At 71.0% G+C, this 25,793-nt stretch carries 23 protein-coding genes; 11 read left to right on the top strand and 12 right to left on the bottom strand.

Annotation, left to right across the window (positions count from 1 at the left end; translation table 11 throughout):
- The first annotated feature begins 31 nt into the window (after positions 1-31).
- A complete protein-coding gene (locus AB0J88_RS23245) occupies positions 32-1,201 on the top strand; it encodes an ROK family transcriptional regulator (protein ID WP_364359089.1) in 1,170 nt (389 codons plus the stop codon).
- Positions 1,202-1,233: 32 nt separating this feature from the next.
- Positions 1,234-1,746 carry a DUF6584 family protein gene (locus tag AB0J88_RS23250; protein WP_364359086.1) on the top strand — a complete coding sequence of 171 codons (513 nt, stop codon included), beginning with the start codon at positions 1,234-1,236 and terminating at the stop codon, positions 1,744-1,746.
- A 41-nt stretch (positions 1,747-1,787) separates the two neighbouring features.
- On the opposite strand, the gene AB0J88_RS23255 is transcribed toward AB0J88_RS23250, so the two are convergent.
- Both AB0J88_RS23255 and AB0J88_RS23260 read right to left on the bottom strand, forming a co-directional pair.
- The gene (locus tag AB0J88_RS23255; protein ID WP_364359083.1) at positions 1,788-2,780 is read right to left on the bottom strand and encodes a class I mannose-6-phosphate isomerase; all 993 of its coding nucleotides are present in this window, start codon (positions 2,778-2,780) and stop codon (positions 1,788-1,790) included.
- Between the two features lie 60 nt (positions 2,781-2,840).
- On the bottom strand, positions 2,841-3,434 hold the full coding sequence (locus AB0J88_RS23260; protein WP_364359080.1) for an AAA family ATPase: 594 nt from the start codon (positions 3,432-3,434) through the stop codon (positions 2,841-2,843).
- A gap of 223 nt (positions 3,435-3,657) precedes the next feature.
- Here AB0J88_RS23260 and AB0J88_RS23265 point away from each other — a divergent pair, with 223 nt between their 5' ends.
- From AB0J88_RS23265 to AB0J88_RS23295, 7 genes are all read left to right on the top strand, one after another.
- Positions 3,658-4,644 carry a PfkB family carbohydrate kinase gene (locus AB0J88_RS23265; protein ID WP_364359077.1) on the top strand — a complete coding sequence of 329 codons (987 nt, stop codon included), beginning with the start codon at positions 3,658-3,660 and terminating at the stop codon, positions 4,642-4,644.
- Between the two features lie 109 nt (positions 4,645-4,753).
- Positions 4,754-5,752 carry a LacI family DNA-binding transcriptional regulator gene (locus tag AB0J88_RS23270; RefSeq protein ID WP_364359075.1) on the top strand — a complete coding sequence of 333 codons (999 nt, stop codon included), beginning with the start codon at positions 4,754-4,756 and terminating at the stop codon, positions 5,750-5,752.
- The gene (locus tag AB0J88_RS23275) at positions 5,749-7,113 is read left to right on the top strand and encodes an FGGY family carbohydrate kinase (RefSeq protein WP_364359072.1); all 1,365 of its coding nucleotides are present in this window, start codon (positions 5,749-5,751) and stop codon (positions 7,111-7,113) included. Before AB0J88_RS23270 ends, AB0J88_RS23275 begins: the two co-directional genes overlap by 4 nt.
- A complete protein-coding gene (locus tag AB0J88_RS23280) occupies positions 7,110-8,018 on the top strand; it encodes a hypothetical protein (protein ID WP_364359069.1) in 909 nt (302 codons plus the stop codon). The genes AB0J88_RS23275 and AB0J88_RS23280 overlap by 4 nt, the downstream gene beginning before the upstream one ends.
- 70 nt (positions 8,019-8,088) lie before the next feature.
- A complete protein-coding gene (locus tag AB0J88_RS23285; protein ID WP_364359067.1) occupies positions 8,089-8,847 on the top strand; it encodes an ATP-binding cassette domain-containing protein in 759 nt (252 codons plus the stop codon).
- Positions 8,844-9,926 carry an ABC transporter permease gene (locus AB0J88_RS23290; protein ID WP_364359064.1) on the top strand — a complete coding sequence of 361 codons (1,083 nt, stop codon included), beginning with the start codon at positions 8,844-8,846 and terminating at the stop codon, positions 9,924-9,926. The genes AB0J88_RS23285 and AB0J88_RS23290 overlap by 4 nt, the downstream gene beginning before the upstream one ends.
- Positions 9,923-10,915 (top strand): ABC transporter substrate-binding protein, encoded by a 993-nt coding sequence (locus AB0J88_RS23295; protein ID WP_364359061.1) that lies wholly within the window; start codon positions 9,923-9,925, stop codon positions 10,913-10,915. Before AB0J88_RS23290 ends, AB0J88_RS23295 begins: the two co-directional genes overlap by 4 nt.
- 27 nt (positions 10,916-10,942) lie before the next feature.
- Here the strand turns inward: AB0J88_RS23295 and AB0J88_RS23300 are convergent, their stop codons facing one another.
- Positions 10,943-11,695 (bottom strand): class I SAM-dependent methyltransferase, encoded by a 753-nt coding sequence (locus AB0J88_RS23300; protein WP_364359058.1) that lies wholly within the window; start codon positions 11,693-11,695, stop codon positions 10,943-10,945.
- Positions 11,696-11,787: 92 nt separating this feature from the next.
- On the opposite strand from AB0J88_RS23300, the gene AB0J88_RS23305 reads away from it, so the two are divergent.
- Positions 11,788-12,612, top strand: a complete 825-nt coding sequence (locus AB0J88_RS23305; RefSeq protein ID WP_364359055.1) for an SAM-dependent methyltransferase — start codon at positions 11,788-11,790, stop codon at positions 12,610-12,612.
- 21 nt (positions 12,613-12,633) lie between these two features.
- Here the strand turns inward: AB0J88_RS23305 and AB0J88_RS23310 are convergent, their stop codons facing one another.
- The 9 genes from AB0J88_RS23310 to AB0J88_RS23350 form a co-directional block, all read right to left on the bottom strand.
- A complete protein-coding gene (locus AB0J88_RS23310) occupies positions 12,634-15,951 on the bottom strand; it encodes a ThuA domain-containing protein (RefSeq protein WP_364359052.1) in 3,318 nt (1,105 codons plus the stop codon).
- A 74-nt stretch (positions 15,952-16,025) separates the two neighbouring features.
- Positions 16,026-17,129, bottom strand: coding sequence for a sugar phosphate isomerase/epimerase (locus AB0J88_RS23315; protein ID WP_364359049.1), 1,104 nt, complete (start codon positions 17,127-17,129; stop codon positions 16,026-16,028).
- 327 nt (positions 17,130-17,456) lie between these two features.
- On the bottom strand, positions 17,457-18,665 hold the full coding sequence (manD, locus tag AB0J88_RS23320; protein WP_364359046.1) for a D-mannonate dehydratase ManD: 1,209 nt from the start codon (positions 18,663-18,665) through the stop codon (positions 17,457-17,459).
- A 16-nt stretch (positions 18,666-18,681) separates the two neighbouring features.
- Entirely contained in the window at positions 18,682-19,521 is an 840-nt protein-coding gene (locus AB0J88_RS23325) for a sugar phosphate isomerase/epimerase family protein (protein WP_364359043.1), read from the bottom strand.
- Positions 19,521-20,564 carry a Gfo/Idh/MocA family oxidoreductase gene (locus AB0J88_RS23330; protein WP_364359040.1) on the bottom strand — a complete coding sequence of 348 codons (1,044 nt, stop codon included), beginning with the start codon at positions 20,562-20,564 and terminating at the stop codon, positions 19,521-19,523. The genes AB0J88_RS23325 and AB0J88_RS23330 overlap by 1 nt, the downstream gene beginning before the upstream one ends.
- The gene (locus tag AB0J88_RS23335; RefSeq protein WP_364359037.1) at positions 20,561-21,394 is read right to left on the bottom strand and encodes a sugar phosphate isomerase/epimerase family protein; all 834 of its coding nucleotides are present in this window, start codon (positions 21,392-21,394) and stop codon (positions 20,561-20,563) included. Before AB0J88_RS23335 ends, AB0J88_RS23330 begins: the two co-directional genes overlap by 4 nt.
- Positions 21,391-22,254, bottom strand: coding sequence for a carbohydrate ABC transporter permease (locus tag AB0J88_RS23340; protein ID WP_364359034.1), 864 nt, complete (start codon positions 22,252-22,254; stop codon positions 21,391-21,393). The genes AB0J88_RS23335 and AB0J88_RS23340 overlap by 4 nt, the downstream gene beginning before the upstream one ends.
- Positions 22,251-23,138 (bottom strand): sugar ABC transporter permease, encoded by an 888-nt coding sequence (locus AB0J88_RS23345; protein WP_364359031.1) that lies wholly within the window; start codon positions 23,136-23,138, stop codon positions 22,251-22,253. The genes AB0J88_RS23340 and AB0J88_RS23345 overlap by 4 nt, the downstream gene beginning before the upstream one ends.
- The gene (locus tag AB0J88_RS23350) at positions 23,135-24,466 is read right to left on the bottom strand and encodes an extracellular solute-binding protein (RefSeq protein WP_364359028.1); all 1,332 of its coding nucleotides are present in this window, start codon (positions 24,464-24,466) and stop codon (positions 23,135-23,137) included. Before AB0J88_RS23350 ends, AB0J88_RS23345 begins: the two co-directional genes overlap by 4 nt.
- 110 nt (positions 24,467-24,576) lie before the next feature.
- On the opposite strand from AB0J88_RS23350, the gene AB0J88_RS23355 reads away from it, so the two are divergent.
- Positions 24,577-25,584, top strand: a complete 1,008-nt coding sequence (locus tag AB0J88_RS23355; RefSeq protein WP_364359025.1) for a LacI family DNA-binding transcriptional regulator — start codon at positions 24,577-24,579, stop codon at positions 25,582-25,584.
- Positions 25,585-25,793: the final 209 nt, after the last annotated feature.

The raw sequence follows: 25,793 nt of genomic DNA on the forward strand, positions 1-25,793 counted from the left end.
GCGCCGGCTCTGTGAGCAAAGGAATCCAGCGATGCATCAACCAGGCGCCGCCGTCGCGCTCCTCAAGGGAGCGTCCGCGGCCGCCGCCGACGTCTTCCGGACCATCCTGACCCGCGGCCCGATCAGCCGGATCGACATCGCGCGGCTCCTGGGCCTCTCACAGGCGGCGGTGACCAAGGCGGTCGGCCCGCTGTTGGAGGTAGGCCTCGTCTCCGACGAGCTGGAGCTGCCCCGCGACGGCCAGCCCGGCCGCCCGGCCAACCCGCTGATGGTCGTGGCCGACGCCCTCCTCTCGATCGGCATCAAGGTCAACGCGGACGAGATCGTCGGTGTGGCGACGGACCTGCGCACGACGGTCCTGGCCGCCAACCGGCGGGCCCTGAAGTCCACCACCCCTGCGTCGACGGTCGACGCCATCGCGGCGACCGTGGCGGACCTGGTCGACGCGCTCGGCGAACGAGCCGACCGCCTCTGCGCGGTGGGCGTCAGCGTCTCGGGCGACGTCGACGCCCACAGCGGCGTGGTCCGCGAGTCGGCCATCATGGGCTGGACGGACGTGCCACTCGGCACCCAGCTCGCGGCGCGACTGGAACGCGAGGTGCTGGTCGAGAACGACGTCCGCGCCCTGACGATCGGCGAACACTGGTTCGGCGTAGGCGTCGGCACGGACCTGTTCGCGATCGTCACGATCGGCCGAGGCATCGGCAGCGGCCTCCACGTCAACGGCGAGGTCGTCGAAGGCGCTTATGGCGTAGCCGGCGAGATCGGTCACCTCCCTCTCACCTCACCGGACCGGGTCTGCCCGTGCGGCCGCCGCGGCTGTGTGGAGGCGGTCGCCGGCACACCCGCGATCGTGGCCGAGGTGTCCCGCGCCCACGGTCGTGACCTCTCGATCGGTGAGATCGTCGAACTGGCCCACGAGGGCGACCGGGCCGCGGTCCAAACCTTCGAACGGGCGGCAACCACCATCGGCACGGCGATCGCGACGCTGGTCAACCTCACCGGCCCGGAACTGGTCATCATCGGCGGCGAAGCGGTCAGCAACTTCGACCTCTTCGAGCCGCACCTGCGGGCGTCCTTCGCCGAGCACGCGTTCGGCGCGGCGGGCCGCTGCCAGATCGTCACCCGCCCGCACACGTTCGAGGACTGGGCCCGCGGCGCGTCGGCCGCCGCCATCCGGCAGCTCGCCGAAAACCGTTAGGTCACGGACGGCCGACCGCTGATACTGCCGTCGTGGCGAGGGACGAGGTTCTGGTCAAGGTCGAGGCCGACCTGCGCCGCGGCCACACGCATGCCGCGCTGCAACGCCTGGCCAGCCTCACGGCAGCGTATCCGGACGATCTGGAGGTGCGCTCGGCCCGGGCGGCGGTCTGCCGGCAGGTCGGCAACCTGACGGAGGCCGGCCGGTGGGGCTTTCTCACCGAGAGCACGGACGACCAGGAGATCGCCGCGTTCGAGCGGGCCTACCCCGCCGCGTGGACGCGGTTGCGTGCCCTGAGGCTCGTGGCGGACCCGACCGACCGGCTCGGGCCCGCCGCCAGGGCCCGCCTGAGCCGGCTGATCGCCCGGGCCGCCGGCGAGCCACCGGGGCCGGTGGTCTGGACGGCCTCGGGCCCGGTGCCCCACGATCCGCCCGCGCCGCGACTCGATGTCCTGTGGGCGTTGGCGATCGCGGTGCCCGTCATCGTCCTCTGTGGCCTGGCCGGCCTAGGGCTGGTCACCGCGGTTCGCTGGGTCGTCTCCTGAGCCAGCCCGCTCGCCGTCTGTCGGACCATTGGCGCGGACGTTCACAGGGCCGGTGGGCGGCAGCGGACCACGTCGACGTCGCCTTCGACGTGGACGCGCCCGGCGTTGTGTGCGGTGAGGACGGTCATTCCCGGGCGCAGGGCCAGGGACTCGTCGGTGGACCAGGTCAGGCGGCCTTCGCCGGAAAGGACCACGGCGATAGAGAAGCCGGGGTCCCAGCCGGCCGATCCGCTGTGGCGCTCGGCGCGGAAGAACGGGTCCGCGTACGCCGGGAAGATGTGGTGGTCGTCGAGTCGGCCGCAGAGCTCCTCGAGGGTTTCGGCCGGCACGGCCTCGCGGCTGACCAAGGGGAGTGCGGCGTCGAAGCCGATGCCGAGGTGGCCGTCGCGGAGGCCGTCGATGGCGAAGCCGTCGTACTCCAGCAGCAGTGACAGGTCCGCCGCCTGCTGGAGCTCGAGGAGAAGGATGCCGGCGCCGATGGCGTGTGGATAGCCGGCCGGCACGAAGACCGTGTCGCCGGCGGTCACCTCGACGGCGTGCAGGGCGTCGAGCATCGCCGGGCGGTCCTGGCGGGCGACCCAGTCGGCCAACGTCGACGTCGGGATCTCCTCGCGGAAGCCGAGGTGCACCTGGGCGCCCGGTTCGGCGGACAGGATGATCCAGGACTCCGTCTTGCCGTTGCGGCATCCGAGGTGGGATCGGGCGAACGCGTCGTCCGGGTGCGCGTGCACCGGGAGCCGCTCGCCGGCGTCGAGCAGCTTGACCAGCAGGGCCGGGTCGGCGCCGAAGCGGTCGACGTGTGCGGCGCCGAGCCAGTGCACCGGGTCGTCGGCGATCGCGGCCCGCAGGGAGCGACCGTCGGGCAGCACCGTCAGCCCGACCGTGTCGAAGCCGGCGACGGTGGTCGCCGAGCCTACCCAGTCCTCCGGCACGTGGTCGCCCGTGGGAGCGGTGCCACGAAACGCGGCGATGCGGTCGCCTCCGAGGTAGAAGCGGTCGGCCGGCTGGTTGGCGGGTAGCGCGATGACGCTCATGCGGTTCTCCTCCGGGGTACGGGGGCTGGCGGTGATCATTCGTGCGGATGCTCCGGCTCGTCAAGCCCTTCCACCACGGGGGCTGGCGTCGACCGCACCGTGTTCGGGGAGCGCCTCCAGCACCGACCGAACCTGCACCGCGAGGGAGTTCGCGGCGTCGACGGCGAGGTGTGGTGACGCGGGTGGGTCGAGGTCGACCCGGTCGAGGAAAGCCGCGAGGTCGGCGAGCTTGCGCCGGTCGCGCTCGGCCGCGCGGCCAGCCATCCGGTCGCGGAGCAGGTCCGGTGAGACCCGCAGCCAGACCAGCAGCGGGCGCCCGCCGGCGGCGGCGACCCGGTCGGCGACCGCCTGCCAGGCGTCCGGGTCACGGCGCTCGGCGGTGAACGGCGCGACGACCACGACCGGGTGGCCCGACGCGAGGTTGTCGAAGGCGGCGGCGTAGAGCGTTTCGTACCGGGCGGATCGCGTGGCTTCGGCGAGCCGGGGGTCGTCGAGGTCGTCGGTGCCGAGCAGGTCCGCGATGACCGAGGTCAGAGGCCCCGTCAACACGTCCTGGTCGAGCAGCGTCGCGCCGAGCCGGCGGGCCAGCGCGGCGCCGAGCATGGTCTTGCCGCTCGCCGGTGGGCCGGCGATGAGCAAAGTGGACAAAGCCACCGAGCTGCACGCTCCTCTCGCCGCGACGGACCGTGACGGACGGATCACACTCGATATCGCGAAGCCGTTTCAGGAAACGATCCAGTCACGAAACCTGCCTGAAAACTCTTCGTCATCTTGACAGTCGTGAACGCGAGTGCACATAGTGCGAACACCGCTGTGACATCGATTACCTCGCCCGGTGACAACGATTACCTGGCGAGCCCGAAGAGGGGACCGATCAGTGCTGATCGCGACGCCCAATCTGTGTCTGGATAGGACACAGCTCGTCCCGGAGTTGGTGCTGGGCGGGGTGATGCGCGCCCGATCGGTGGAGGTCACGGCCGGCGGCAAGGGTGTCAACATCGCGCGGGTCGCCCGGGCACATCGGCAGAAAGCCACGGTCGTCGGGCTGGTCGCCGACCGCGACCGGGAACGCTTGTTGCGGCTGCTCGCGGAGGAAGGCGCCGACGTCGTCGACGTGCCGATGCCGGGCGACACCCGCAACGCGATCATCATGATCGAGCAGCCCGGCGGCCGCACGACGATCGTCAACGAACAGGGCTCCACGATCGACGCGGAGATCTGGGAGCGCTACCGGGACGCGGTCGCGGGCAACCTGCCCGCCCACCGCACGCTGTCCTGTTCGGGCAGTCTGCCGCCCGGCGCGCCGGAGGACGGTTACGGGCAGCTCGTCGAGCTCGCCCACACGGCCGGCGTGCTCGCGGTCGTAGACACCGCGCCGGGTGCGCTGCGCGCGACCCTCGCCAGCCGGCCCGACCTGGTCAAGCCCAACCTGCAGGAGGCCGAGGCGGCCATCACCGGCACCTCGGGACTGGTGCTCACGGACGCCGACAGCGAGGTCCGCGAACGCGCGATGGACGCGGCCGCCACGCTGTGCGCTCTCGGCGCCCGCAACGCCGCGGTCACGGCCGGCGCCCACGGCGCGGCCCTCGCGGAGAGCGCGGCCGGCCAGGTCCGCTGGTTCCCGGCGCTGAAGGTCCAGGTGGTCAGCGCGGTAGGCGCGGGCGACTCCTTCCTCGGCGGCGTCCTGCTCGACCTGGAAGAACGGGAAACACCCGACTGGTCCGCCGCGATCCTGCGCGGATCGGCCACGGCCAGCGCCTCGTGCGAACAACTACGCGCCGGCGGCGTCGACCCGGACCGCGCGGCGGAACTGCTGGCTCAGCTCCGTAATCTGCCCACCGAACCCGCGCGGCGGATGCCATGACGCCAACCAACCGGCACCCTGACACAGCCCGAACGAGACCGGCGCCCGCGCCGCTTCGCAGCCGCGAACGCGGCGGCCTCCCGATGACGAGCGCGCCGGGTCGGTCGTCGTGAAGCGCCCCAGGCCGCGCCTGCGCGACGTCGCGCAGGCAGCGCAGACCAGCACCAAGACCGCGTCTCGGGTGATCAACGGGGACGAGCGCGTCTCCGCCAGCACCCGCGCGCGGGTCGAGCAGGCCGTCCTCGACCTCGGCTACCGGCCGGACCCCCTCGCGAGGTCGCTGCGGCTAGGCCAGGACGAGACCATCGGCGTCGTCGTCGACGAGGTCGGTGACCCCTTCTTCGCCAGCGTCATCGGCGAGATCGAGCGCATGGCCCTCGACCGCGGCATCTCCGTCATCATCGCCAGTACCCGCCGCCTTGCGGAGCGGGAGCGGATCGTCCTGGACGGCCTCCTCCAGCGCCGCGTGGCCGGTCTCATCATCGCGTCCATCTCGGACAACCACTCCTACCTGCGTACCTCACCCTGCCCCTTGGTCTTCATCGACCGCGCGGCCGAGGACCTGGCGGCCGACGCCGTCGTCGTCGACGACCGGGGCGGTGCCAAGATGGCCGTCGAGCATCTGATGCGCCACGGCCACCGCCGGATCGCCTACATCGGCGACCGGCTGGACACCGCGACCGCGCGCTACCGGCTCGCCGGCTACCGCGACGCGCTCGCGGCCGCCGGCATCGCGACGGACGAGAGGCTGATCGCCGAGGTCGAGCCCGCCAAGGGTGACGCCGGCGTCGCGGCGGAGACCCTGCTGCGCCTGCCCGATCCGCCGACCGCCATCTTCAGCGCCAACACCCGATGCTCGCTCGGCACCCTGCCGACCGTGCACCGGCTCCGCCGGACCGACATCGGGTTCGTCTCGTTCGGGGACTTCGCGATGGCGGACACGATCACCCCCGCGATCACCATCGTCGACCACTCGCCGGAGCTGATCGGTCGGCTCGCGGCCGAGCGGCTGTTCAACCGCCTGGCCGGCGAGGAGCCGCCGGTCGAGACGATCATGGCGCCGTTGCGGGTGGTGCCGCGCGGCAGCGGAGAGCTGGGGCCGGCATGACCGAGCTCGTGGCCGGGGTCGACCTCGGCACCACCGACACCAAGGCCGTCCTGACCCGCCCGGACGGCGAGACCGTCGCGTTCGCCCGCACCCCCACCACGTGGACGCACGAGTCCGACGGCCGGCTGGAGACCACCGGCGCCGCGCTCGCGGACGACGTGCTGCGCGCCCTCACCACGGCGATCGAGCAGGCGGAGAGCGACAAAGGCCCGGTCAAGGTCACCGGCATCGGCATCGCCGGCCTCGCCGAGAGCGGCGTCATCCTCGACGAGCGCGGCAACGAGACCTCCCCGGTCATCGCCTGGTTCGACGAGCGGGGGATGGCCGAGCTCACCGCGCAGGGCCCGGCGTTCGTCGACGAGTTCCCGCGCCGCACCGGCCTGCCCTTCGGCACCCAGTGGAGCCTGCCGAAGCTCCTCTGGATGCGGGACAACGGCATCCGCATCGGCCACACGTCCCGGTGGCTCAACATGCCGGAGTACGTGGCGTACGCGCTCACCGGCGAACTGGTCAGCGAGCCGTCCCTGGCCTCCCGCACCGGAATGCTCGACCAGGCGACCGGCCGACCGTGGCCGGAGGCCCTCGACCGGATCGGAGCGGGCGACCAGTTCCTGCCGGAGCTGCTGGCGGCCGGGCAGCCGGCCGGCACGGTCAGAACACCACAGCTGAAGGGCGCCGCGGTCACCGTTGCCGGGCACGACCACCCGGTCGCCGCGATCGGAGCCGGCGCCACCGGCCCCCACGACCTCTTCAACTCGTGCGGCACCGCCGAGGTGCTGTTGCGGTCCGTGCCGAGGATCCTCACCGACGACGAGCGGGCCACCCTGGTCGGGCTCGGCATCGACGCGGGCCGGCACGTTCTGCCCGGCCACGGCGTGCTGATCGGCGGCATGCGATCCGGGTTGGTGATGCGCCGCGTCCTCGCGCTCATCGGCGCCGACGAGCCTCGACGGCGCGACGAGCTCGACCGGAGGTGGCGGCCGGCGAAGAACGACGGCGTCACCGTCCTGCCCGCCGCGCCGCACGACAACGACGTGACGCTGCGGCTGCGCGACGGCGCGGGGCCGGACCAGCTGTGGGCGGCCACGCTCGCGTACCTCAACGAGCAGACCGAAGCCCTCCTCGCCGCGGTCAACTCCGTGGTCGGCGACCACCGCACGGCGGTCGCGGCCGGTGGCTGGACCCGGATGCACAGCGTACGAACAGCGAAAGCGGCGGTGATCCCGCGCCTGCGGATCTCCGCACTCGAGCAACCGGGCGCCCGAGGTGCGGCGATGTTCGCCGCCTGCGCCGCCTACGACCTCCCGTTCGACAAGGTGACGCGGCAGTTCCAGCAGAGCCAAGGAAAGGACCACGTATGACGGCCCGAAATAGTGGCCTCGGGGCGATCGCGGACGCCGACGGTGTGTTCTCGATCGTCGCCATGGACCAGCGCAACACGCTGCGCCGGATGTTCGCCGCGGTCGGCCAGGAGGCCACCGACGCCGACATGCGGCAGGCGAAGATCGACGTGGCCGGTGCACTGACGCCGTTGGCCAGCGCCATCCTGCTCGACCCGACCTACGGGGTGCCGGCCACGACGGAGGCGGGCGCCCGGGCCGGCAGTTGCGGCCTGCTGGTCGCGGCCGAGCCGGCGGATCGGGGCAACTACAACGGCGAGCCGCGTACGCACCGCGACCCCAAGCAGGACGCCGATTGGGTCCGTGCCCAGGGTGGCGCCGCGGTCAAGTTCCTCGTCCAGCTGCGCCCCGGCCGGCCGATCGGTGACGGCCCGGACATCGCGGCCGAGGTGCTCGACATCGTCCGCGAGGTCGCCGCCGACTGCCGCGCCGCCGGCGTCCCGTCGGTGGTCGAGAACCTGATCTACGAGCTGCCCGGCGAGCGGTTGACCGAGCAGCAGCGCGAGGACCTGATCGTCGAGGCGGCGGTGCGGATCGCGGACACCGGCGTCGACCTGGTCAAGATCGAGTACCCGGGCTCCGCCAAGGGCTGCCGCCGCGTCGCCGAGACGGTCAAGGCGCCGTGGGCCGTGCTCTCGGCCGGCGTCGGCTTCGACGAGTTCCAGAACGTCCTGCGGGTCAGCTGCGACGAGGGCGGCGCGTCGGGCTTCATCGCCGGGCGCTCCATCTGGAAAGAGGCCATCGGCCTCGAAGGGACGGCACGGCAGGAGTTCCTGGACACCGTTGCGCGCCAACGGTTGCAGACCTGCCTGGACACGGTCGCCGGGCGGGCACGGCCCTGGCACGAGGCGGTGAACAAGCAATGAGTGAGCGAAGCGAGCGCGGCCAGCACAGCAGCACGCGGTCGTGCTCTGCCGACCGAAGGGAGGCAGCGGCATGACAGCAGTTCTCGAGGCACGCGGCATCACCAAGCACTATGGACACGTCGAAGCCCTCAGCGGGGCCAACTTCGACGTGCAGGCCGGTGAGGTGGTCGCCCTGATCGGCGACAACGGCGCCGGCAAGAGCACGCTGGTCCGGATCCTCTCCGGCGCCGAGTCGGCCGACGGGGGCGAGGTCCTCTTCGACGGCCGCAAGGTGAACCTGACGTCGCCCACGGACGCCCGCGAGCTCGGCATGGAGACCGTCTTCCAGGACCTGGCACTGGCTCCGCATCTGTCCCCGGTGCAGAACATGTACCTGGGCCGCGAGGTCATGCGCAAAGGCCTGCTCGGCAAGCTCGGCTTCATGGACAACAAGGCGATGCGCGAGGGCAGCCGCAGCGCGTTCGACCGGCTCGGCGCGACCGTACGCGACCTGAACGGCACGGTCGGCGGGATGTCCGGCGGCCAGCGTCAGGGCATCGCGGTCGCCCGGGCGGCCGCCTGGGCGCAGAAGGTCATCTTCCTCGACGAGCCGACCGCGGCGCTGGGCGTGGTGCAGACCCAGAACGTGCTGGACCTGGTCCGCCGGGTCAGCGGAGAGGGCATCGGCGTCGTGTTCATCAGCCACTCGATGCCCCATGTGATGGAGGTCGCCGACCGCATCCAGGTGATGTGGCGGGGTCGCCGGGTGGCCACCTACAACAAGGCGGACACCTCGATGGAGCAGCTGGTGTCCGCGATGACCGGTGCCGTGGCACAGGAGGCGTCATGAGTACGACCACGAGCGCACCTCCGGCGTCCACTGAGGACGCACCTACGAGCCGGCTCTCCCGGATCTCCCGCCTCCAGGCGCTGCAGATCCTGATCCTGCTCGTCGTCACGGTCGCGGTGTTCACGGCGCTGCGCCCGGACACGTTCCTCACCGGGTTCAACATCCGCGGCATCGTGCAGAACACGGCCATCTACGCGGTGCTCGGCGTCGGCATGACGTTCGTCATCATCACCGGTGGCATCGACCTGTCCGTCGGCAGCGTGCTGGTCTTCAGCGGCGTGGTGGCGGACAAGATCATGGTGGCGTACGGCGGCCAGGGTTGGGGAACCGTCTTCGTCGGACTCGCCGCCGCCCTCGCCTCCGGCCTGGCCTGGGGTCTGCTCAACGGCATCCTGGTGGCCAAGGCGAAGGTGCCACCCCTGGTGGTGACGCTCGGCTCGCTGAGCGCCGCGCTCGGCTTCGCGCAGATCATTACGAAGGGCCTCGACCTGCGCGACGCGCCGCAGACGCTGGTCAACGACATCGGCTTCGGCAACATCGTCGGGCAGGTGCCGACCATCGCCGTCGTCTCCGCGGTGGTCGTGATCTTCGGCATCGTGCTGCTGCACCGCACCCGGTTCGGCCTCTACACGTACGCCGTCGGCTCCAACGCCGAGGCCGGCCGCCGCGCCGGTGTCAAGGTCGAACGACACCTGATCAAGGTGTACGCGTTCGCGGGGCTGCTGGCCGGTTTCGCCGGCCTGCTCAACCTCGGCTTCTTCCAGTCCACGACGATCGGCGGCCAGTCCAACACGCCGCTGAACGTCATCGCCGGCGTCGCGATCGGCGGCACCAGCCTGTTCGGTGGCATCGGGTCCGTGTTCGGCACCGTCATCGGACTGTTCATCCCGATCGTGCTGCAGAACGGGTTCATCCAGACCGGCGTCCAGCCGTTCTGGCAGCAGGTCGTCGTCGGCGCGGTGCTCGTGGCCGTGGTCTACGTCGACCAGCTCCGTCGTGCAGCGGCAGTGAGAGGCACACCAACACGCCTGCCATTCCTGTCCCGTGCAGGAAGCACCTCGAGAAAGGGATCAGCATGAAGCGCAAGTCAACCGCCATAGTCGCCGCGTTGGCCGCCGTCGCGCTCGGCGCGGCCGCCTGCGGCTCCGACTCCGACAGCGGTGGCGCGTCCACCGGCGGGGCCAAGGACGGCAACTACAAGCTGGCATTCGTCCAGGGTGTCGCCGGCGACGCGTTCTACATCACCATGGAGTGCGGCATCAAGGAGGAGGCGGCCAAGGAAGGCGCCACCGTCACCACCCAGGGTGCCCAGAAGTTCGACCCGACCCTGCAGACCCCGATCCTGCAGTCGGTCATCGCCTCCAAGCCGGACGCGATCCTGATCGCCCCGACCGACGTCTCCGCGATGCAGCAGCCGATCGCGCAGGCCAAGGCCCAGGGCATCAAGATCGTCCTGGTTGACACGACGCTCAACGACCCGTCGGTCGCGGTGTCGGCGATCTCGTCGGACAACACCGCCGGTGGCAAGGCGGCGTTCGAGGCGATCCAGAAGCTCGCCCCCAACGGCGGCAAGGTGCTCGGCGTCGGCGTGCAGCCCGGCATCAGCACCACCGACGCCCGCGACAAGGGCTTCGAAGAGGCTGCGAAGGCCGACCCGAAGTTCACCTACCTGGGCGTGCAGTACTCGCAGAACGACCCGGCCAAGGCCGCGTCGATCGTGAGTGCGGCACTGCAGAAGGACCCCGACATCGTCGGCATCTTCGCGTCGAACCTCTTCTCGGCGCAGGGCTCGGCGACCGGTATCCGCCAGGCCGGCAAGCAGGGCAAGGTCAACGTCGTCGGCTTCGACGCCGGCCCGGAGCAGATCAAGGCGCTCCAGGACGGCACCGTGCAGGCCCTGATCGCGCAGCAGCCGGGCGATATCGGCGTGCAGGGCGTGCAGCAGGCGATCAAGGCCCTGAAGGGCGAGTCGAACGAGGCCAAGATCCAGACTGGCTCGACCATCATCACCAAGGACACCATCGACAGCCCGGAGGGCAAGGCGGCCGCCTACAAGGCGAGCTGCTGACCTGACGCACACCGGCCCGGCACCGCGTCACGGGGTGCCGGGCCGCTCCTTCTCGTACACCGAGACGTGCTTTCGGCTCGCGGCGGTGAAGGTGCGGCGGTCCCAGCCGTCGTAGCGGTCGACCAACCGCAACCCCGTCAGTCGGGCCATCAGATCCAGCTCGCTCGGCCAGCAGTAGCGCAGCAGCAGCGGACTGAGTCTCGTGCCACCGGCGTCGATCGTCACCCGTTGGAAGGTGACCGTCTGTGCGACCGGGTCGTGCAGCTCGTACGCCATGCTCACGCTGTCCTCGGTCAGCGCCCGGGTGAGTACCCGCTGGCCGTGGTCGAACACGGTCACGTCGGGCACGAAGCATTCGACCACGAACCGGCCGCCGGGCGCCAGCACGCGCGCGACGTTGCGAAAGCAGTCGAGCTGCCGTTCCTGCGAGGTCAGGTTGAACAACGTGTTGTAGACCAGATAGGCGAGGTCGTAGGGGCCGTCGAGACCGGCCAGGTCGGCCATGTCGCCGACCACCGTGCGAATCGCCGCACCACCCGGCTTGGCCCGCATGCGCCGCACCATCGCCGTCGAGCCCTCGATGCCCTCGACCGTGACCCCGAGCGCGGCCAGTGGGATCGCCACCCGCCCGGTGCCGGTGGCCAGCTCCAGCACCCGGGCGCCGGTCGGCACCAGGTCGGCCAGGAAGGCGACTGCGGCGGTGGGGTCGAGCTCGTTGTGGTCGTCGTACTCGTCCGCGTAGCGGTCGCCGAAGAAGGCCGGATCCTCGAATCCACTCATGCCGACCAAGCCAAGCAGCGCCCGCCGGCTTTGGCCATCGAATTGCGTGGGGTCGATAAGATCAGGATCTCGACGGCGGAGGGCGAGACAGCGTGGACGGTCGCGACGACACAGGGCGGAAGCCGGCCACGTCGGCCCGGATGTACGACTTCTACCTGGGCGGCGCGCACAACTTCGCGGCGGACCGGCAGGCGGCGCTGAAGGTTATCGAGCAGTACCCCACGGTGCCCGCGGTGGCTCGCACGAACCGGGCGTTCCTGGGTCGGGCGGTCCGGTTCCTCGCGGACGAAGGCGTGCGCCAGTTCCTCGACATCGGCTCCGGCATCCCGACGTCCGGCAACGTGCACGAGATCGCCCAGCGGGCCGCCCCGGAGGCCCGGGTGGTCTACGTCGACATCGACCCGGTGGCGGTGGCCGAGAGCCGCGAGCTCCTGCACGGCAATGACCTGGCGACCGCGATCCACGGCGACCTGCGCGACCCCAAGGCGATCCTCGCCGACCAGGGCCTGCTCGACCTCGGCCGGCCCGTCGCTGTCGTCCTCGCCGCCGTCCTGCACTTCGTCCCTGACGACACCCAGGCGTACGACCTGGTCGACGAGCTGCTCGCGGCCCTGCCGGCGGGCAGCCACCTGGTCATCTCGCACGGCGCGGCCGAGACGTTCCTGCCCGCCGACGAGCGCACGGCGGCGGCCCGGGCGGTCTACACGAGGCAGACCTCGACGGCGGGCAAACCGCGTACCCGGCAGGAGGTCGAACGCTTCTTCGGCCCGCGCTGCGAGCTCCTCGACCCGGGAGTGACCTGGGCACCCGATTGGCGGCCGGCACCGGGCGACCCGACGGACTTCGAGCACGACACCAGCCGGAGCGGCATGTGGGCCGCCGTCGGCCGGATGCGGCCCGCCACCCGCGAGGGGTGACGGGCCGCCGCCGAAGCAGGGTCAGCCGAACTGGACCCAGTTGAGGTTGACCAGGCCGGTCGTCGGGCCGCCGGTGACGCTTCCGAAGACCAGGTAGAGCTTGTGCGGGCCGGCCGGCTGGCTGACCGGGACCGAGGTCTCGACGAAGGCGCCGTTGCCCGTCGTCGCGTTCAGGGTCGCCGTGCCCACCACCGGGCCGGTCGGGGAGTCGAGCCGGAGCTCCACCGTGGCCCGCGGCGTGCCCGCCGTGGCGGCCGAGCCACCCGAGTGCCGCAGGGTCACCGTCGACACGCCGCCCAGGTTGATCGGGTCGAAGGCGATGTTGTCGCCCACGTCGATGCCGTTGACGTGCTGGCCGCCGCCCGTGTCACCGGTGTTGGCGATCGTCACGTTGGTCTGCACCTGCGCGAACTCCGCCTGCTGCCGCGGCGTCTGGATGACCGCCTGGCCGACCGTGGTCAGCGGCGGCTGCCCGCCACCACCCAGGTCCGTGTACGAGGCGCTGATGCCCCCGTAGAGGTAGCCGCCCGCGTGGTCGGCGCCGTCCGCGGGGGACTGCACCGTGCCCGTGCACCCGGTGGTGGAGCCGTCCGCGTGGCCGTGCGTGTCGTGGCCGAGCACGAACGTCACCACGACCCGCGAGCAGTCGATCGGGCCGTCCTCCGGGTCCGAGACCTCGACCGTGTACGGGATCGAGTCGCCCCAGTTGAAGAAGGTGCCCGCCAACGGCGACGTGACGCGAACCGTCGGCGCGGTGTTGCCGACCACGATGACGGTCGTGAGCACGCCCGTCTTGCCGCTCGAGTCGGTGACCGTCAGCTTGGCCACATAGGACCCGTTCTGGGTGTACGTGAAGGACGGGTTCGGATCGGCCGAGTCGACCGTGCCGTCGTTGGTGAAGTCCCACGCGTACGAGATGGACTCGCCCGGGTCCGGGTCGAAGGTGCCGGCCGACGAGAACGCGACGGTCAGCGGTGCCTGCCCGGAGGTCGGCGTCGCGCTCACCTTGACGACCGGCGACCGGGTGCCCTTGACGTAGCGGATGACGGAGAGCTGCGCGTCCGGGTTGGCGTTGAAGAAGCCGTCGCCGTATTCCAGGACGTAGAGCGCGCCGTCGGGACCGAACTCCATCTCCATCGGGTTGTCGAAGAGCGTGCCCGGCAGGAACTGCTCGACGCCGGTCAGGTTGCCCTTGCCGTCGGTGCGCATCATGAACATCTTGTCGCGGGTGAACTCGCCGAAGACGACCGCGTTGTCGTAGTACTCGGGGAACTTGACCGCGGAGGTGCTGTCCGAGGAGTACGTGTAGATCGGGCCGCCGTGCGGGCCGACGCCACCCGTGCCGATCACCGGCCACTTGAAGTCGCAGGCGATGGGCGGGTTCTGCAGGTACGCGCTGCCGCACGGCGTGCGGTTCTCGTACGTGTACCAGAACTGCGGCTGCTGGACCGCCGGCAGCACCGACAGGCCGCTGTTGTGCCGCGAGTCGTTGACCGGGGCACCGCAGTTGAACGTGGCACCCGAGGTGCGGGTCGCGAAGTCGTAGTCCACATAGGGCAGGCTCGGCGACATGCAGAACGGCCAGCCGTAGTTGCCGGCTTTGTTGGTGCTGAACCAGCGACCGGTGCCCTCCGGCCCGCGCAGCGGGTTGGACACCCGCGAGTCGGGGGAGTAGTCACCGACGTACACCCGGCCGGTGCTGTCGACGTCGAAGCGGAACGGGTTCCGCAGGCCCATCAGGAAGATCTCCGGACGGGTCTTGCCGGCCGTGTCCTGCGCCTCCGGGAACAGGTTGCCGTTCGGAACGGTGTAGGTGCCGTTCGCCTTGACCTTGATGCGCAGCACCTTGCCACGCAGGTCGTTGGTGTTGCCGGCCGAGCGGCGGGCGTCGTAGCCGGGGCCTTGGTTGGGGGCGTCGTTGATCGGCGTGAAGCCGTCCGAGCCACCCGCGTTGGTGTCGTCACCGGTGATCAGGAACAGGTTGCCCTTGCCGTCGAACTTCACCTTGCCGGCCACGTGGCAGCAGATGCCGCGGTCGACGTCGACCCGGATGATCTGCTGCTCGGACGCCAGGTCCAGGTGGGGGGTGGGGCCGTCGACCAGCTTGAACCGGGAGAGCTGGTTGTAGCCCTTGAACTTGTCCCACGTCGTGGGGTCGGCGTTGGTCGCCGGCGCGTCACCCTCGTTGACGCCCGGCGTGGCCGGGTCGTCGACGGGCGTGTTCAGACGTGGCGAGTAGTAGACGTAGACCCACTTGTTCGTCGCGAAGTCGGGGTCGATCGCCAGCGTCTGCAGGCCGTCCTCGTCGTGCGAGTAGACCGGCATCGTGGTGATGACCGGGCTGGCGTTGGTCGCCGGGTCGTAGAGCCGGATCTGGCCGCCGCGGGTGTTGTGCAGCACCCGGCCGTCGGGCAGCACGGCCAGCGACATCGGCTCGCCGGGCTCGTCGTTGAGCGTGACCTTCTCGTAGTTGGCCAGCACGGTCGCGCCGCAGTCGCCCTCGACCACGCCGGACGCCCACTGGATGCCGCCGAGCAGGTGCTTCTTGTAGGCACCGACCCGGTAGGTCTCGATCGAGTGGCCGAGACCCGTGTAGAACGAGCGGCCCCCCTGGTAGTCCTTGCACCAGCTGATCGGGTGGTCGAAGCCCATCGTGCCGCCCGTGACGCTCTTCTCGTCGACGGTGGCGAGCACGTGCGACTGGCCGCGGACGTTGGCGGTGAAGTTGTACCACTCCTCCGTCAAGGTCAGCGCGCGCGGCACCGTCTCGGTGGCCGGGTGCACCCGGTCCGCGACGTCGACGTTGCCGGGCTCGACGCCGGTGACACCGGCCACCTTGGCGCCGACGAGGCTCTGGTAGAACGGCCAGTCGGGCTCGGTCTCGGCGGCCGCGTGCACGCCGACGTAGCCGCCGCCGGCCTTGATGTAAGCCTCGAACGCGTCCTGTTGGGCCGGGTTGAGGATGTCACCGCTGGTGTTGAGGAACACCACGGCGCGGAACCTGGCCAGGTTGGCCGCGGTGAAGTCGCCCGCGTTCTGCGAGGCGGTGACGGTGAAGCCGTTGTCCTGGGCCAGGGCCCTGATCGTGGCGACACCGTCCTGGATGGACGGGCGACGTGCGCCGGCGGTCTTCGTGAAGACGAGCACCCGGTAGGTCTCGGGTGCCCGGGCCGCGGAGCGCAGGGCGGCCGGCCCGTTCTCGGCCGCGACGAGCGGCTCCGGTGCTGGTGCAGGGGGTCGGGGGTCCGCCTGGGCGCCGGCCGGAGCCAGCGCCACGAGCGGCAGCCCGATGGTCGCCGCGGCCAGCACGGCCAGCCGTCGACGAAGGGTGGTTGGCATGTCTTCCTCCGGGGTGGTGGGTTGCCTCGGAGGCCGGGCGCGCGCCGCCACGCCCGGCCCGTTCCACGGGTGTGTCAGTGACCGCGCTTGTAGATCGTCAGCTCGCTCATGTTCTGGTACGAGATGGCCGCGAAGTCCAGCGACTGGCCGGGGTTCGCCGCACCGCCGGGCGCGGTGTCCTGCTCCCAGTTGGCGTGCCGGTAGTCGGCGTCGCCGATCGTCTCGAAGAACTGCTGGAAGTTGATGTCGCCCTCGCCGAGCGGCGTCATCTCGTACCCGTTGGCCAGTGCGCTGTTCCGGTTGCCGTCCTTGGCGTGGAACAGCGGGAACCGGTTGCCGCGCGCGGCCACGTTGAGGATCGGGTCGAACAGGTCGGTGCGCTCGACGCCGTGCTTGTCGATGTACTTCTGGTGCTTGAACCGGGCCACGTAGGCCCAGTAGATGTCCAGCTCGAAGAAGACGTACTTCGGGTCGGCCTTGCCGAAGAAGTACTCCAGGCGCCGCATGCCGGACGACCGGGTGGGCCGGCCGTTGGCGTCCAGCGGACCCTCGTCGAGCAGGAACGAGTACGCGGCGTCGTGGTTGTGCGTGTAGAGCTTCATGCCGCGCTTGCGGGCCTGACGGCCGAGCTCGTTCCAGACGTCGGCGGCCGCGTCCCAGTCCGCCGTGTAGTTCGAGTTGGTCGGGTCGGAGCCGGTGCCGATGTGCTTCATGCCCAGCGTCTGCGCGATGTCGAGCTGCTGCGTGAAGGTGGTCGGGTTGATCGAGGCGTGCGTGCCGTTGGCGACCAGCCCGTTGTCGTCGAGGATCTTGCGGATCTCCTCCGGGGTGATCTGCCGACCGAGGATCGAGGTGTGCTGGTTGTAACCGGCGAACTCGACCTCCTTGTAGCCGAGCTCGGCGATCCGGGCCAGGACCCGCTCGAAGCCGTACGGTACGCCGCTGTCGTCGGGCGCGGCCGAGATCCGGTCCCGGACCGAGTAGAGGATGATTCCGCGCCGCTTCTCCGGGATCAGCTCCTCGGAGTGCAGCCCCCGGGTGCCGATGGCGGGGGTGCTGGTCGACAGCACCGGCAGGCCGGCGGCACCGATCGCGGCGCCCGCGGCGGCCGAGGCCTTCAGGATGTTGCGCCGGGTCAGTCGGCGGCGCTCGGCGGGGTCCATCGGAGTTTCGGTCATCGTCGTCCGTTCCTCTCGGCGGCGGGCAGCCGCCAGCTGCGCGACGGCATGGTGAAGCCGTCGCGTGGAATGAGGGTGAATCGATTCAGGCGCCGCCGAAACGCCTCTGGGCACAATCGGTCCGACAAGGGCAGATGCCACGGTGCCACCCGCGGCGGGCGGCCGATGCTGGGATTCGGCCAACCCCGTGGTGTGTCCTGTGTGTTACGTAGGGATAGGGAGACGATAATGTCAGGGGCGCCGAAAAAGATAGATGGTTGCTAGCGAAAGTTCTTAGAAGATCGCCGTAACTTTTGCACGATCATTGGAAAGTCGGCCGGACGCGGGTCACCAGCTGTGCAGGGTGCCGTCCTCGAGACGGTTGACCGGCAGCGCGGCGGGTCGGTAGGGGTACTGCGCGGCCAGCTCCTCGTCGATGTCGACGCCCAGGCCGGGCTCCTCCGACGGGTGCAGGTAGCCGTCGGCGAAGTGGTAGCCGTGCGGGAACACCGCGTCGGTCTCCGCCGTGTGTCGCATGTATTCCTGGAGCCCGAAGTTCGGGATCGCGATGTCGAGGTGCAGCGCCGCGGACATGCACACCGGCGACAGGTCGGTCGCGCCGTGCGAGCCGCTGCGCACCTGGTAGAGCGCGGCCAGGTCGAAGATCCGGCGCAGGTGGGTGATGCCGCCCGCGTGCACGACCGTGGCCCGGATGTAGTCGATGAGCTGCTCGGTGATCAGCTGCTGGCAGTCCCAGACGCCGCTGAAGATCTCGCCGATCGCGATCGGGGTCGTGGTGTGCCGGCGGATCAGCCGCAGGCTGTCCTGGAGCTCGGCCGGAGTCGGGTCCTCGATCCAGGTCAGCGCGTGCGGCTCCAGGCTCTTGCCGAGCCGGGCCGCCTCGATGGGGGTCAGCCGGTGGTGCACGTCGTGCAGCAGCCGCAGGTTCGGGCCGAACTCGTCACGGACCTGAGCGAACACGCCCGGCGTGTGGGCCAGGTAGCGCTCGGTCGACCAGACGGCCTCGCTCGGGACCGCCGCGTCGGCCGGCTCGTAGAACATCTTGTCGCCGCTGACGCCGTACGTGGTGGCAAGGCCCGGCACGCCCGCCTGCACCCGCACGGCCTTGTAGCCCAGGTCGACGTAACGGGCCACCTCGGCCAGCACACCTTCGACGGTCTCGGCGTTGGCGTGCCCGTACACGGTCACGCCCTCCCGGCTGCGGCCGCCGAGCAGCTGGTAGACCGGCATGCCGGCGGCCTTGCCCTTGATGTCCCACAGTGCCGTGTCGACCGCCGCGATCGCGGTCATCGTCACCGGCCCGCGTCGCCAGTACGCACCCTTGTAGAGGTAGTTCCAGGTGTCCTCGATCCGCGACGCGTCGCGGCCGATCAGCGCCGGCACCACGTGGTCGCGCAGGTAGCTGGCCACCGCGAGCTCGCGGCCGTTGAGCGTGGCGTCTCCGACGCCGGTCAGCCCGTCGTCGGTGACGACCTTGAGGGTGACGAAGTTTCGACCGGGGCAGGTCACGATCACCCGCGCGTCGACGATCTTCACGGCTGCCTCCGTGGGGTCAACCCGCGAGGGTACGCAGGTAGGCCAGGTTGTCCCGCGTGCGCTCCGCCAGGGGTAGCGCCGTCGAGAAGTCTTCCACGGTCACCCAGCGGTCGTAACCGACCTCCCGCAGCGTCGCCACGTAGGCGCCGATGTCCGCCTGGCCGGCGCGCAACGGTGCCCAGTCGGCCGCCCACGCGGTCGAGCCGTCCGGCCGGGTGCCGACGGGTCGCCAGGCGACGTTCTTGACGTGCACGTGTGCCAGATAGGGACCGAGCAGCTCGAACGCCGCCCGGTGGTCCTCGTGTCCCTCGAACACCAGGTTGCCCACGTCGTGGATGACCGCGACGTGGGCCGGGTCCAGCCCGTCGACCAGGCGCAGCGCGGCCGAGGCGGACGCGGCGATCGTGCCGTGGTGCAGCTCGACCAGCGCGGTGACGCCGTGCTCGGCGGCTCGCCGCGCGGCCCAGCCCAGGTCGTCGCGGGCGGCCGCGAACAGCTCCGGGTAGGGCGCCGTGCCGAGCTTGGGCATCGTGATCCGGACCCGCCCGGCGCCGAGGACAGCCGTGGCGGCGAGCACCCGCTCGACGTCGTCGTGCGCGCCGCACGGCACGTACGCACCGAGGCCCGAGAAGTCGAGCCCGGCCTCCCGGGTGATCCGGGCGATCTCCGGCAGGCTCTCCTCCAGCCCGCGCAGCGGCCACGTGGCCCGGTTGCCGGCCCAGAAGCCGGGCGTGGCAGCGTCGTCCTGGTCGGTCACCCGCCACTCGACGCCGTCCCAGCCCTGTGCCGCCAGCTCCCGGGCCGCTTCCTCGGGAGTCCACTGTGGTGTGGACGCGGTGAACACCGAGAACCGCATCAGGAGACCTCCGCGATCGTGACCGGGCGGCCGAGCGAGGCCGAGGCGTACATGGCATGCACCACCGCGACAGCGAGCAGACCGTCGCGCAACCCGACTCCGGGTGGCCGCCCCCCGTCGATGGCGGCCACCACGTCGTCGTACTGGCGCAGGTGGCCCAGCACGAAGCTGTCCGCAGGCTTCGGCGCCCCGCGCAGCTCAGTGACCGCCACCGCGTCGGACGCCCTGGCCGGTCCGGCACCGGCGTGGAGGTATTCCAGCTGGTCGTCGTGGATGACCGCGGAGCCTTCGGTGCCGTGGAGCTGGAGCCGCACGCCGATGCCGGGACGGCCGGCGGTCGTGGCGTGCATGGTGGCCAGCGCGCCGGACGCGAACCGCAGAGTGGCGACGGCGACGTCCTCGACCTCGATGTCCTCGTGCACGAGCCGGGCGGTGTACGCGAACACCTCGACCGGCTCGCCGAGCAGCCAGAGCAGCAGGTCGACGGTGTGCACGCCCTGGTTCATCAGTGCGCCGCCGCCGTCCAGGGCCTGGGTGCCGCGCCAGGCCGCCGAGTCGTAGTAGGCCTGCTCCCGCCACCACGGCACCGAGGCGACCGCGGAGGTGAGGCGACCGAGCCCGCCCCCGTGCGCGGCCGCCGCGACCGCGACGCTGGCCGGGTCGAACCGGTGCTGGCTGACCACCGAGGCGACCAGCCCGCGCGCGGCGAGCTCGTCGGCGCGGTCGGCCAGCCGGCGGGCCGGGGCGACCAGGGCGTCGAGCGGCTTCTCGACGAGCACGTGCGCGCCGGCGTTCAGCGCCTGCTCGGCGAACTCGACGTGCAGCCCCGACGGCGTGCAGATGGTGACCAGCCCACCCGGGGTCAGCGCCTCGGCCAGGTCGGCGAACGGCTCGGCGCCGGGCACGCGGGCGGCCAGCCTCTCCCGGGCGGCCGGGTCGGTGTCGACGACCGCGGCGACCTTCAGCCTGGGGTGGCGCAGCACGGCGTCGACGTGGGTCTCGCCGATGATGCCGGCGCCGACGACGGTCACGGGGATGGTCATCGGATCTCGACTCCGATCTCGTTGGTGAGGGCGGCGAAGGCGCGGGCGGCCCGGCCGAACTCCGCCGGACCGGAGAACCCGCCGGTAGCGTGCTGCATGGCGAGGTGCGGCTCCAGCGAGGCGAAGCCGGCGTAGCCGTCGTCGCGCAGGGCGGTCAGCGTCTCCCGTAGCTCGCCGTCGCCCTCGCCCGCCGGCACGACCTCGCCGGTCGCGGCGATCGCGTCCTTGACCTGGAGATATTCGAGGTACGGCCGGAGCAGCGCGTAGCCGTCCGTGAAGGGGCGCACGCCGACCTGCACGAAGTTGGCGTTGTCCCAGGCGACCTTCAGCGCGGGGGAGCCGACCGACTCGACGAGGTCGCGTACCCGGTCGGGGGTGTCACCGTAGATGTCCTTCTCGTTCTCGTGGACCAGCACGGCGTCGTTCGCCTCGGCACGGTCGGCCCACTCTCGGGTGCGGCGCAGCACGTCGTCGCGGATGTCCCGCGCGGTGGCCCCGGGAGGGCGGTAGAAGGAGAACAGCCTGATGTAGCGGCAGTCGAGCCGGTGCGCGGCGGCGATCGCCCGGTCGAGGCGGTCGAGCTCGCCGGCCGGGTCCTCGGTGATCCGCACCTTGCCGATCGGCGACGCGATCGCCGAGACCGCCATCCCGCGTTCGCGCAGCAGCGCGGCGATGCTGTCGAGCTGGGCGGGGGAGAGGTCGACCACGTTGACGTCCCAGGCGCTGCGCAGCTCGAGATGCCGGGCGCCGAGGGCGGACAGCACCGCGAGCTGCACCACCGGGTCCGCGTCGATCTCGTCGCCGAAGCCGGACAGGGTCCACACCGTCACCGCACGCCTCCCGTGGTCAGGCCGGCCACCAGATATCGCTGGAAGACGAGGTAGAGCCCCACCACCGGCACGGCGCAGACGAGCGCGGCCGCCATCAGCTGCCCGTACACGGGAAGCGCCCCGCCCTCCTGGCTCGCGCCGAAGATCTGCAGCTCGACGGCCGCAGTGCGGGTGTCCGGGTTGGTCAGCACCGAGGCGAACAGCACGTCGTTCCACCCCAGCAGGAAGGCGAACACGCCGCTGACCACCAGGCCGGGCCAGCTCAGCGGCGCGATCACCCGGGTCAGCACCCGCCACGGCGAGGCACCGTCGACCCGGGCCGCCTCGTCGAGCTCCGGTGGCAGCTCGCGCAGGTAGGTGACCATCACCCAGGTCGAGAACGGCAGGGCGAAGGTGAGGTACGTGACCAGCACCGCCCACCGGGTGCCGATGATGGTGACGCCGAGGGCCGTGGCCGCGCTGGCGAACAGCACGAACACCGGCAGGAGGAGCAGCGTGCCGGGGATGCTCTGCAGCGCGAGCAGGGCGCGCAGCACCGCGATGCGGCCGCGGAAGGCATAGCGCACGAGGACGTACGCGGACAGCAGCGCCACGAACGCGCTCACCACGGCCACGGCGCCCGCCACGAGCACGCTGTTGACCAGGCCGCGGCCCAGGTTCGTGGTCGACCAGATCTTCGCGTAGTTGTCGATGTGGAAGCCGTCGGGCCACAGCGCGCCGCGAGCCACCGCGAGGTCGGAGCTGACGCTCGCGAGCGCCATGTAGGCCAGCGGGCCGAGCACGATCAGCAACAGCACCGTCAGCACGAGCGCGCGCAGCGGCCCGGGCAGGAGGCGGGCGACCTCGTCGGAGCGCCTCATGACCGGCTCCGTCCCGTGTCCAGCCGCACCGCGCGCAGGTAGGCCGCCATCGGGATGGCCACCAGGATCAGCGAGACCACGGCCATCGCCACGCTGAGGCCGAACTCGAAGTTCTGGAAGCTCTCCACATAGGTCAGCACGGGCAGCACCTCCACGTCGTACGGGCTGGGCACGCCGAAGAGCACGAACGGCAGCGTGAAGCTGTTGACGTTGTGCAGGAAGGAGATGACGAGCGCGAGCGAGACCGGCCCGCGCAGCTGCGGCAGGATGACGTGGCGCAGCTTGGCCCACCAGCCGGCGCCGTCGAGCGCGGCGGCCTCGTGCACGGTGGTGTCCAGCGACTGCAGGCCGGCGGCGGCCAGCAGGTAGACCAGCGGCCAGCCGGCCCAGAGCTGCACGATGACCAGCGCCCAGAAGCTGCGCGGACCGTTGAGCCACAGCCCGCTCGTGCCGAGCACCTCGTTGGCGACGCCGTCGGGCTGGAAGATGATGCGCCAGGTGCTGCCGACCACGAAGGCGGGCAGCACGTAGGGGACCAGCAGGACCGACCGGACCAGGCCGCGGCCCTTGAATCGGTCCTGGGTGGCGACCGCCGCGGCCAGCCCGATCGGCAGGCAGCCGACCGTGACGAGCGCGGAGTAGCCGATGCTGATGCCGATCGCGTGCACCAGGTGCGAGTCGCGGACCGCTTCGACGTAGTTGTCGAGCCCGATGAACTCGGCGCCGACCCACTCACGGATCGAGTACTGGTCGAGGTCGAGCAGCGAGATGTAGAGGGCGAGGGCCAGCGGGACTCCGATGACCAGGAGGGTGAGCACGCCACCCGGCAGGAACATCCAGAGTGGACGTCCCTGCCGGGTGGCGGTGCGGCGGGGCGAGGTCACTTCGCCTTGTCGAGCGCTGCTTGGGCGGTGCTCTGGGCCTGGCCGAGCAGGCCCGTCAGCTTGCCGTCGTCGACCTTGCCGGCGGACAGGTCGGGGATCGACTGCACCACCACGTTGGTCAGGGCCAGCTGCACCTGGCCCCAGCCGCCGGTGAACGGCGTGCTGGCCGACCTGCCGGCCGACTCGACGATCGCGGCCAGGGCCGGGTCGCTGCCCAGTGCGGTCGCCGCGGCCTGGTTGGTCGGCAGCTCGCCGAACGTCTTGTAGTAGCTGGTCTGGCTCTCCTCGCTGGTGAGCTGCTTGACCAGGGCCAGCGCGAGGTCCTTGTGCTTGCTGTACTTGGCGACCACCACGTTGTCGCCGCTCAGGATGCTGGTCGCGGCCACGCCGCCCGAGGGGAGGCTGGTGGCGCCGGGCGGGATCGTCGGCATCACCGCGTACGCGTACTTGCCGGCGACCTTCGACTTGTCCAGGCTCACCTTGGAGCTTGCCGAGACCATCGGCAGGTATGCCGCCTTGCCCTCACCGAACGCGGCGATCGCCTGGGCGTTCTTCCAGCCGACGGCGGCCGGGTCGACCACCTTGTCGGTGGCCAGCCAGCCGAGGTAGGCCTGGTACGCGGTCTTGGTGTTGGGACTGTCGAGCGCGGCCTTGCCGTCCTTGACGACCGGGGTGCCGGCCTGCGTGGTCATGGCCCAGATGAACTTCCACGGGTCGAAGCCGTCCGCGTAGCCGATGGCCAGGCCGTACGTACCGTCCTTGGTGAGCTGCTTGGCCTGGTCGCGCAGGCCGTCCCAGCTGTCGGCCGGCTTGTCGATGCCGGCCGCGGTCAGCAGGTCCTTGTTGTAGGCCATCACGAAAGGCCGGCTGGCGAACGGGATGCCGACCTCGTGCTCCTGGTCGGGACCGGAGATGCCCAGCGTGGCCGGCAGGAACCGCTCGCGGCCGCCGACCTTGTCCCAGTCTTCCTTCTTCAGTTCGACGAACGCGCCCGTGGCGTACGCGGTCGGGGTGAATGTGGTGCCGAGCGCGTAGACGTCGGGGCCCTGCCCGGCGACCACCGAGGTCTGAATCTTGGTGAGCTCGTCGTTGGCGGAGGCGAAGGTCTCGAACCGAACGCTGGCGCCGGTCTCGGCCTTGAACTTGTCGGAGACCTCGGTGAACCACGCGCGCTGCTGTTCGGGGTAGATGTTGTTGACGCCCATGAGCATGGTGAGCGTGACGCCGGAGTTGTCACCGGAAGCTGGGTCGTCGTCGGAGCCGCAGGCCGTCAGGGTCGTGCCAAGCAGGAGCGCGGCGGCGAGCGCGCCGATGTGTCTTCTGTTCATCGGAACTCCTCGGGGCGGCGAGGTCGATGTAGTTGCCCGGACGCTAGTCACGCGTGTTCGGTGGTGACAACCGTTTGCCATGTGTTGCCATCGATGGTTGGCTGTCGGTCGTGGAGAGCGGACGCCGCCGGCCGGTCACCATCGCCGACATCGCCGCGGCCACGGGCGTTGCCGTGTCGACGGTCTCCCGTGCGCTGTCGCGGCCGTCCCGGGTGAGTGCCGCGACCCGCGAGCGGATCCAGGCGATGGCCCGCGCGATGGACTACGTGCCGCACCCGCCGGCCCGGGCGCTCGCCTCGGGACGCACCGGCACCGTCGCGCTGGTCGTCTCGGACGTGACCAACCCGTTCTACTTCGGGATGATCCGCGGCACCCAGCAGCAGTTGAAGGCGGCCGGCTACGCGCACCTGCTCATCGACACCGAGGACTCGGCCGACCACGAGGTCGAGATGCTGCACACGATGCGCCGCTCGCTCGACGGCGCGATCCTCGGTGCCTCCCGGCTGCCGGCCCGGGCGCTGGTCGCGCTGGCCGGCGAGATCCCGCTGGTGACCGTCAACCGCAACGTGCGCGGCGTGCCCAGCGTCGTGATCGACACGCCGGCCGGCATCGCGCAGGCGGTCGAGCATCTGGTCTCCCTCGGACACCGCGACATCGTGTACGTGTCGGGCCCGACCCAGTCGTGGTCCAACCAGGCACGCTGGCAGGCGATGCGGCTGGCGCTGGAACGGCACGGGCTGGGCGCCCAGCGGGTCGGCCCGTTCCCGCCCGGCCGGGGCTCCGGCACCGCGGCGGCCGACGCGGTGCTGAACAGCGGCGCCACCGCGTGCGTCGCGTTCAACGACCTGTTCGCGATCGGCATGCTGACCCGGTTGCGCGAGCGCGGCGTGCGGGTGCCCGCCGACCTGAGCGTGGTGGGCTGCGACGACATCTTCGGCGCGGACTTCAGCAACCCGCCGCTGACCACGCTCACCGCGCCGATCGAGCAGGCCGGCCGGATGGCGGTGTCACTGCTGGTCGCCGGGCTCGACCACCGGGCTCCGCAGCCACAGCGCCGGGCCGTGGTGCTGCCGACGTACCTGACCGTACGCGAGTCGACCGGACCGTTGACGCACTAACTCGATAGCTATATGCAGTTAAGTCGGTGGTGGTCCGCGGCGGTGGCGGCGCTGCCGCCGTCCGTGGTTCCGTCGGCCTCGCCGGAGCCGCGCTCGGCGCCCGCCACGCACCGGCTCGTTGACCTCGTCGTCGGCGCGGTCGGGAGCCCCCCAGCCTGCCCGCCCGCGCCGACAACGTCGACCCCCGTCGCCCCGTGCACGGCTCAGCG

The sequence above is a fragment of the Asanoa sp. NPDC049475 genome (assembly GCF_040676915.1).
Taxonomy (GTDB): domain Bacteria; phylum Actinomycetota; class Actinomycetes; order Mycobacteriales; family Micromonosporaceae; genus Asanoa.

Excerpts from the sequence above, each read along its gene's own strand:
- AB0J88_RS23245 (WP_364359089.1), top strand. The coding sequence starts at position 32 with ATGCATCAACCAGGCGCCGCCGTCGCGCTCCTCAAGGGAGCGTCCGCG.
- AB0J88_RS23255 (WP_364359083.1), bottom strand. The coding sequence starts at position 2,780 with ATGAGCGTCATCGCGCTACCCGCCAACCAGCCGGCCGACCGCTTCTAC.
- AB0J88_RS23275 (WP_364359072.1), top strand. The coding sequence starts at position 5,749 with ATGACCGAGCTCGTGGCCGGGGTCGACCTCGGCACCACCGACACCAAG.
- AB0J88_RS23280 (WP_364359069.1), top strand. The coding sequence starts at position 7,110 with ATGACGGCCCGAAATAGTGGCCTCGGGGCGATCGCGGACGCCGACGGT.
- AB0J88_RS23285 (WP_364359067.1), top strand. The coding sequence starts at position 8,089 with ATGACAGCAGTTCTCGAGGCACGCGGCATCACCAAGCACTATGGACAC.
- AB0J88_RS23290 (WP_364359064.1), top strand. The coding sequence starts at position 8,844 with ATGAGTACGACCACGAGCGCACCTCCGGCGTCCACTGAGGACGCACCT.
- AB0J88_RS23295 (WP_364359061.1), top strand. The coding sequence starts at position 9,923 with ATGAAGCGCAAGTCAACCGCCATAGTCGCCGCGTTGGCCGCCGTCGCG.
- AB0J88_RS23300 (WP_364359058.1), bottom strand. The coding sequence starts at position 11,695 with ATGAGTGGATTCGAGGATCCGGCCTTCTTCGGCGACCGCTACGCGGAC.
- AB0J88_RS23310 (WP_364359052.1), bottom strand. The coding sequence starts at position 15,951 with ATGCCAACCACCCTTCGTCGACGGCTGGCCGTGCTGGCCGCGGCGACC.
- AB0J88_RS23315 (WP_364359049.1), bottom strand. The coding sequence starts at position 17,129 with ATGACCGAAACTCCGATGGACCCCGCCGAGCGCCGCCGACTGACCCGG.
- AB0J88_RS23325 (WP_364359043.1), bottom strand. The coding sequence starts at position 19,521 with ATGCGGTTCTCGGTGTTCACCGCGTCCACACCACAGTGGACTCCCGAG.
- AB0J88_RS23330 (WP_364359040.1), bottom strand. The coding sequence starts at position 20,564 with ATGACCATCCCCGTGACCGTCGTCGGCGCCGGCATCATCGGCGAGACC.
- AB0J88_RS23340 (WP_364359034.1), bottom strand. The coding sequence starts at position 22,254 with ATGAGGCGCTCCGACGAGGTCGCCCGCCTCCTGCCCGGGCCGCTGCGC.
- AB0J88_RS23350 (WP_364359028.1), bottom strand. The coding sequence starts at position 24,466 with ATGAACAGAAGACACATCGGCGCGCTCGCCGCCGCGCTCCTGCTTGGC.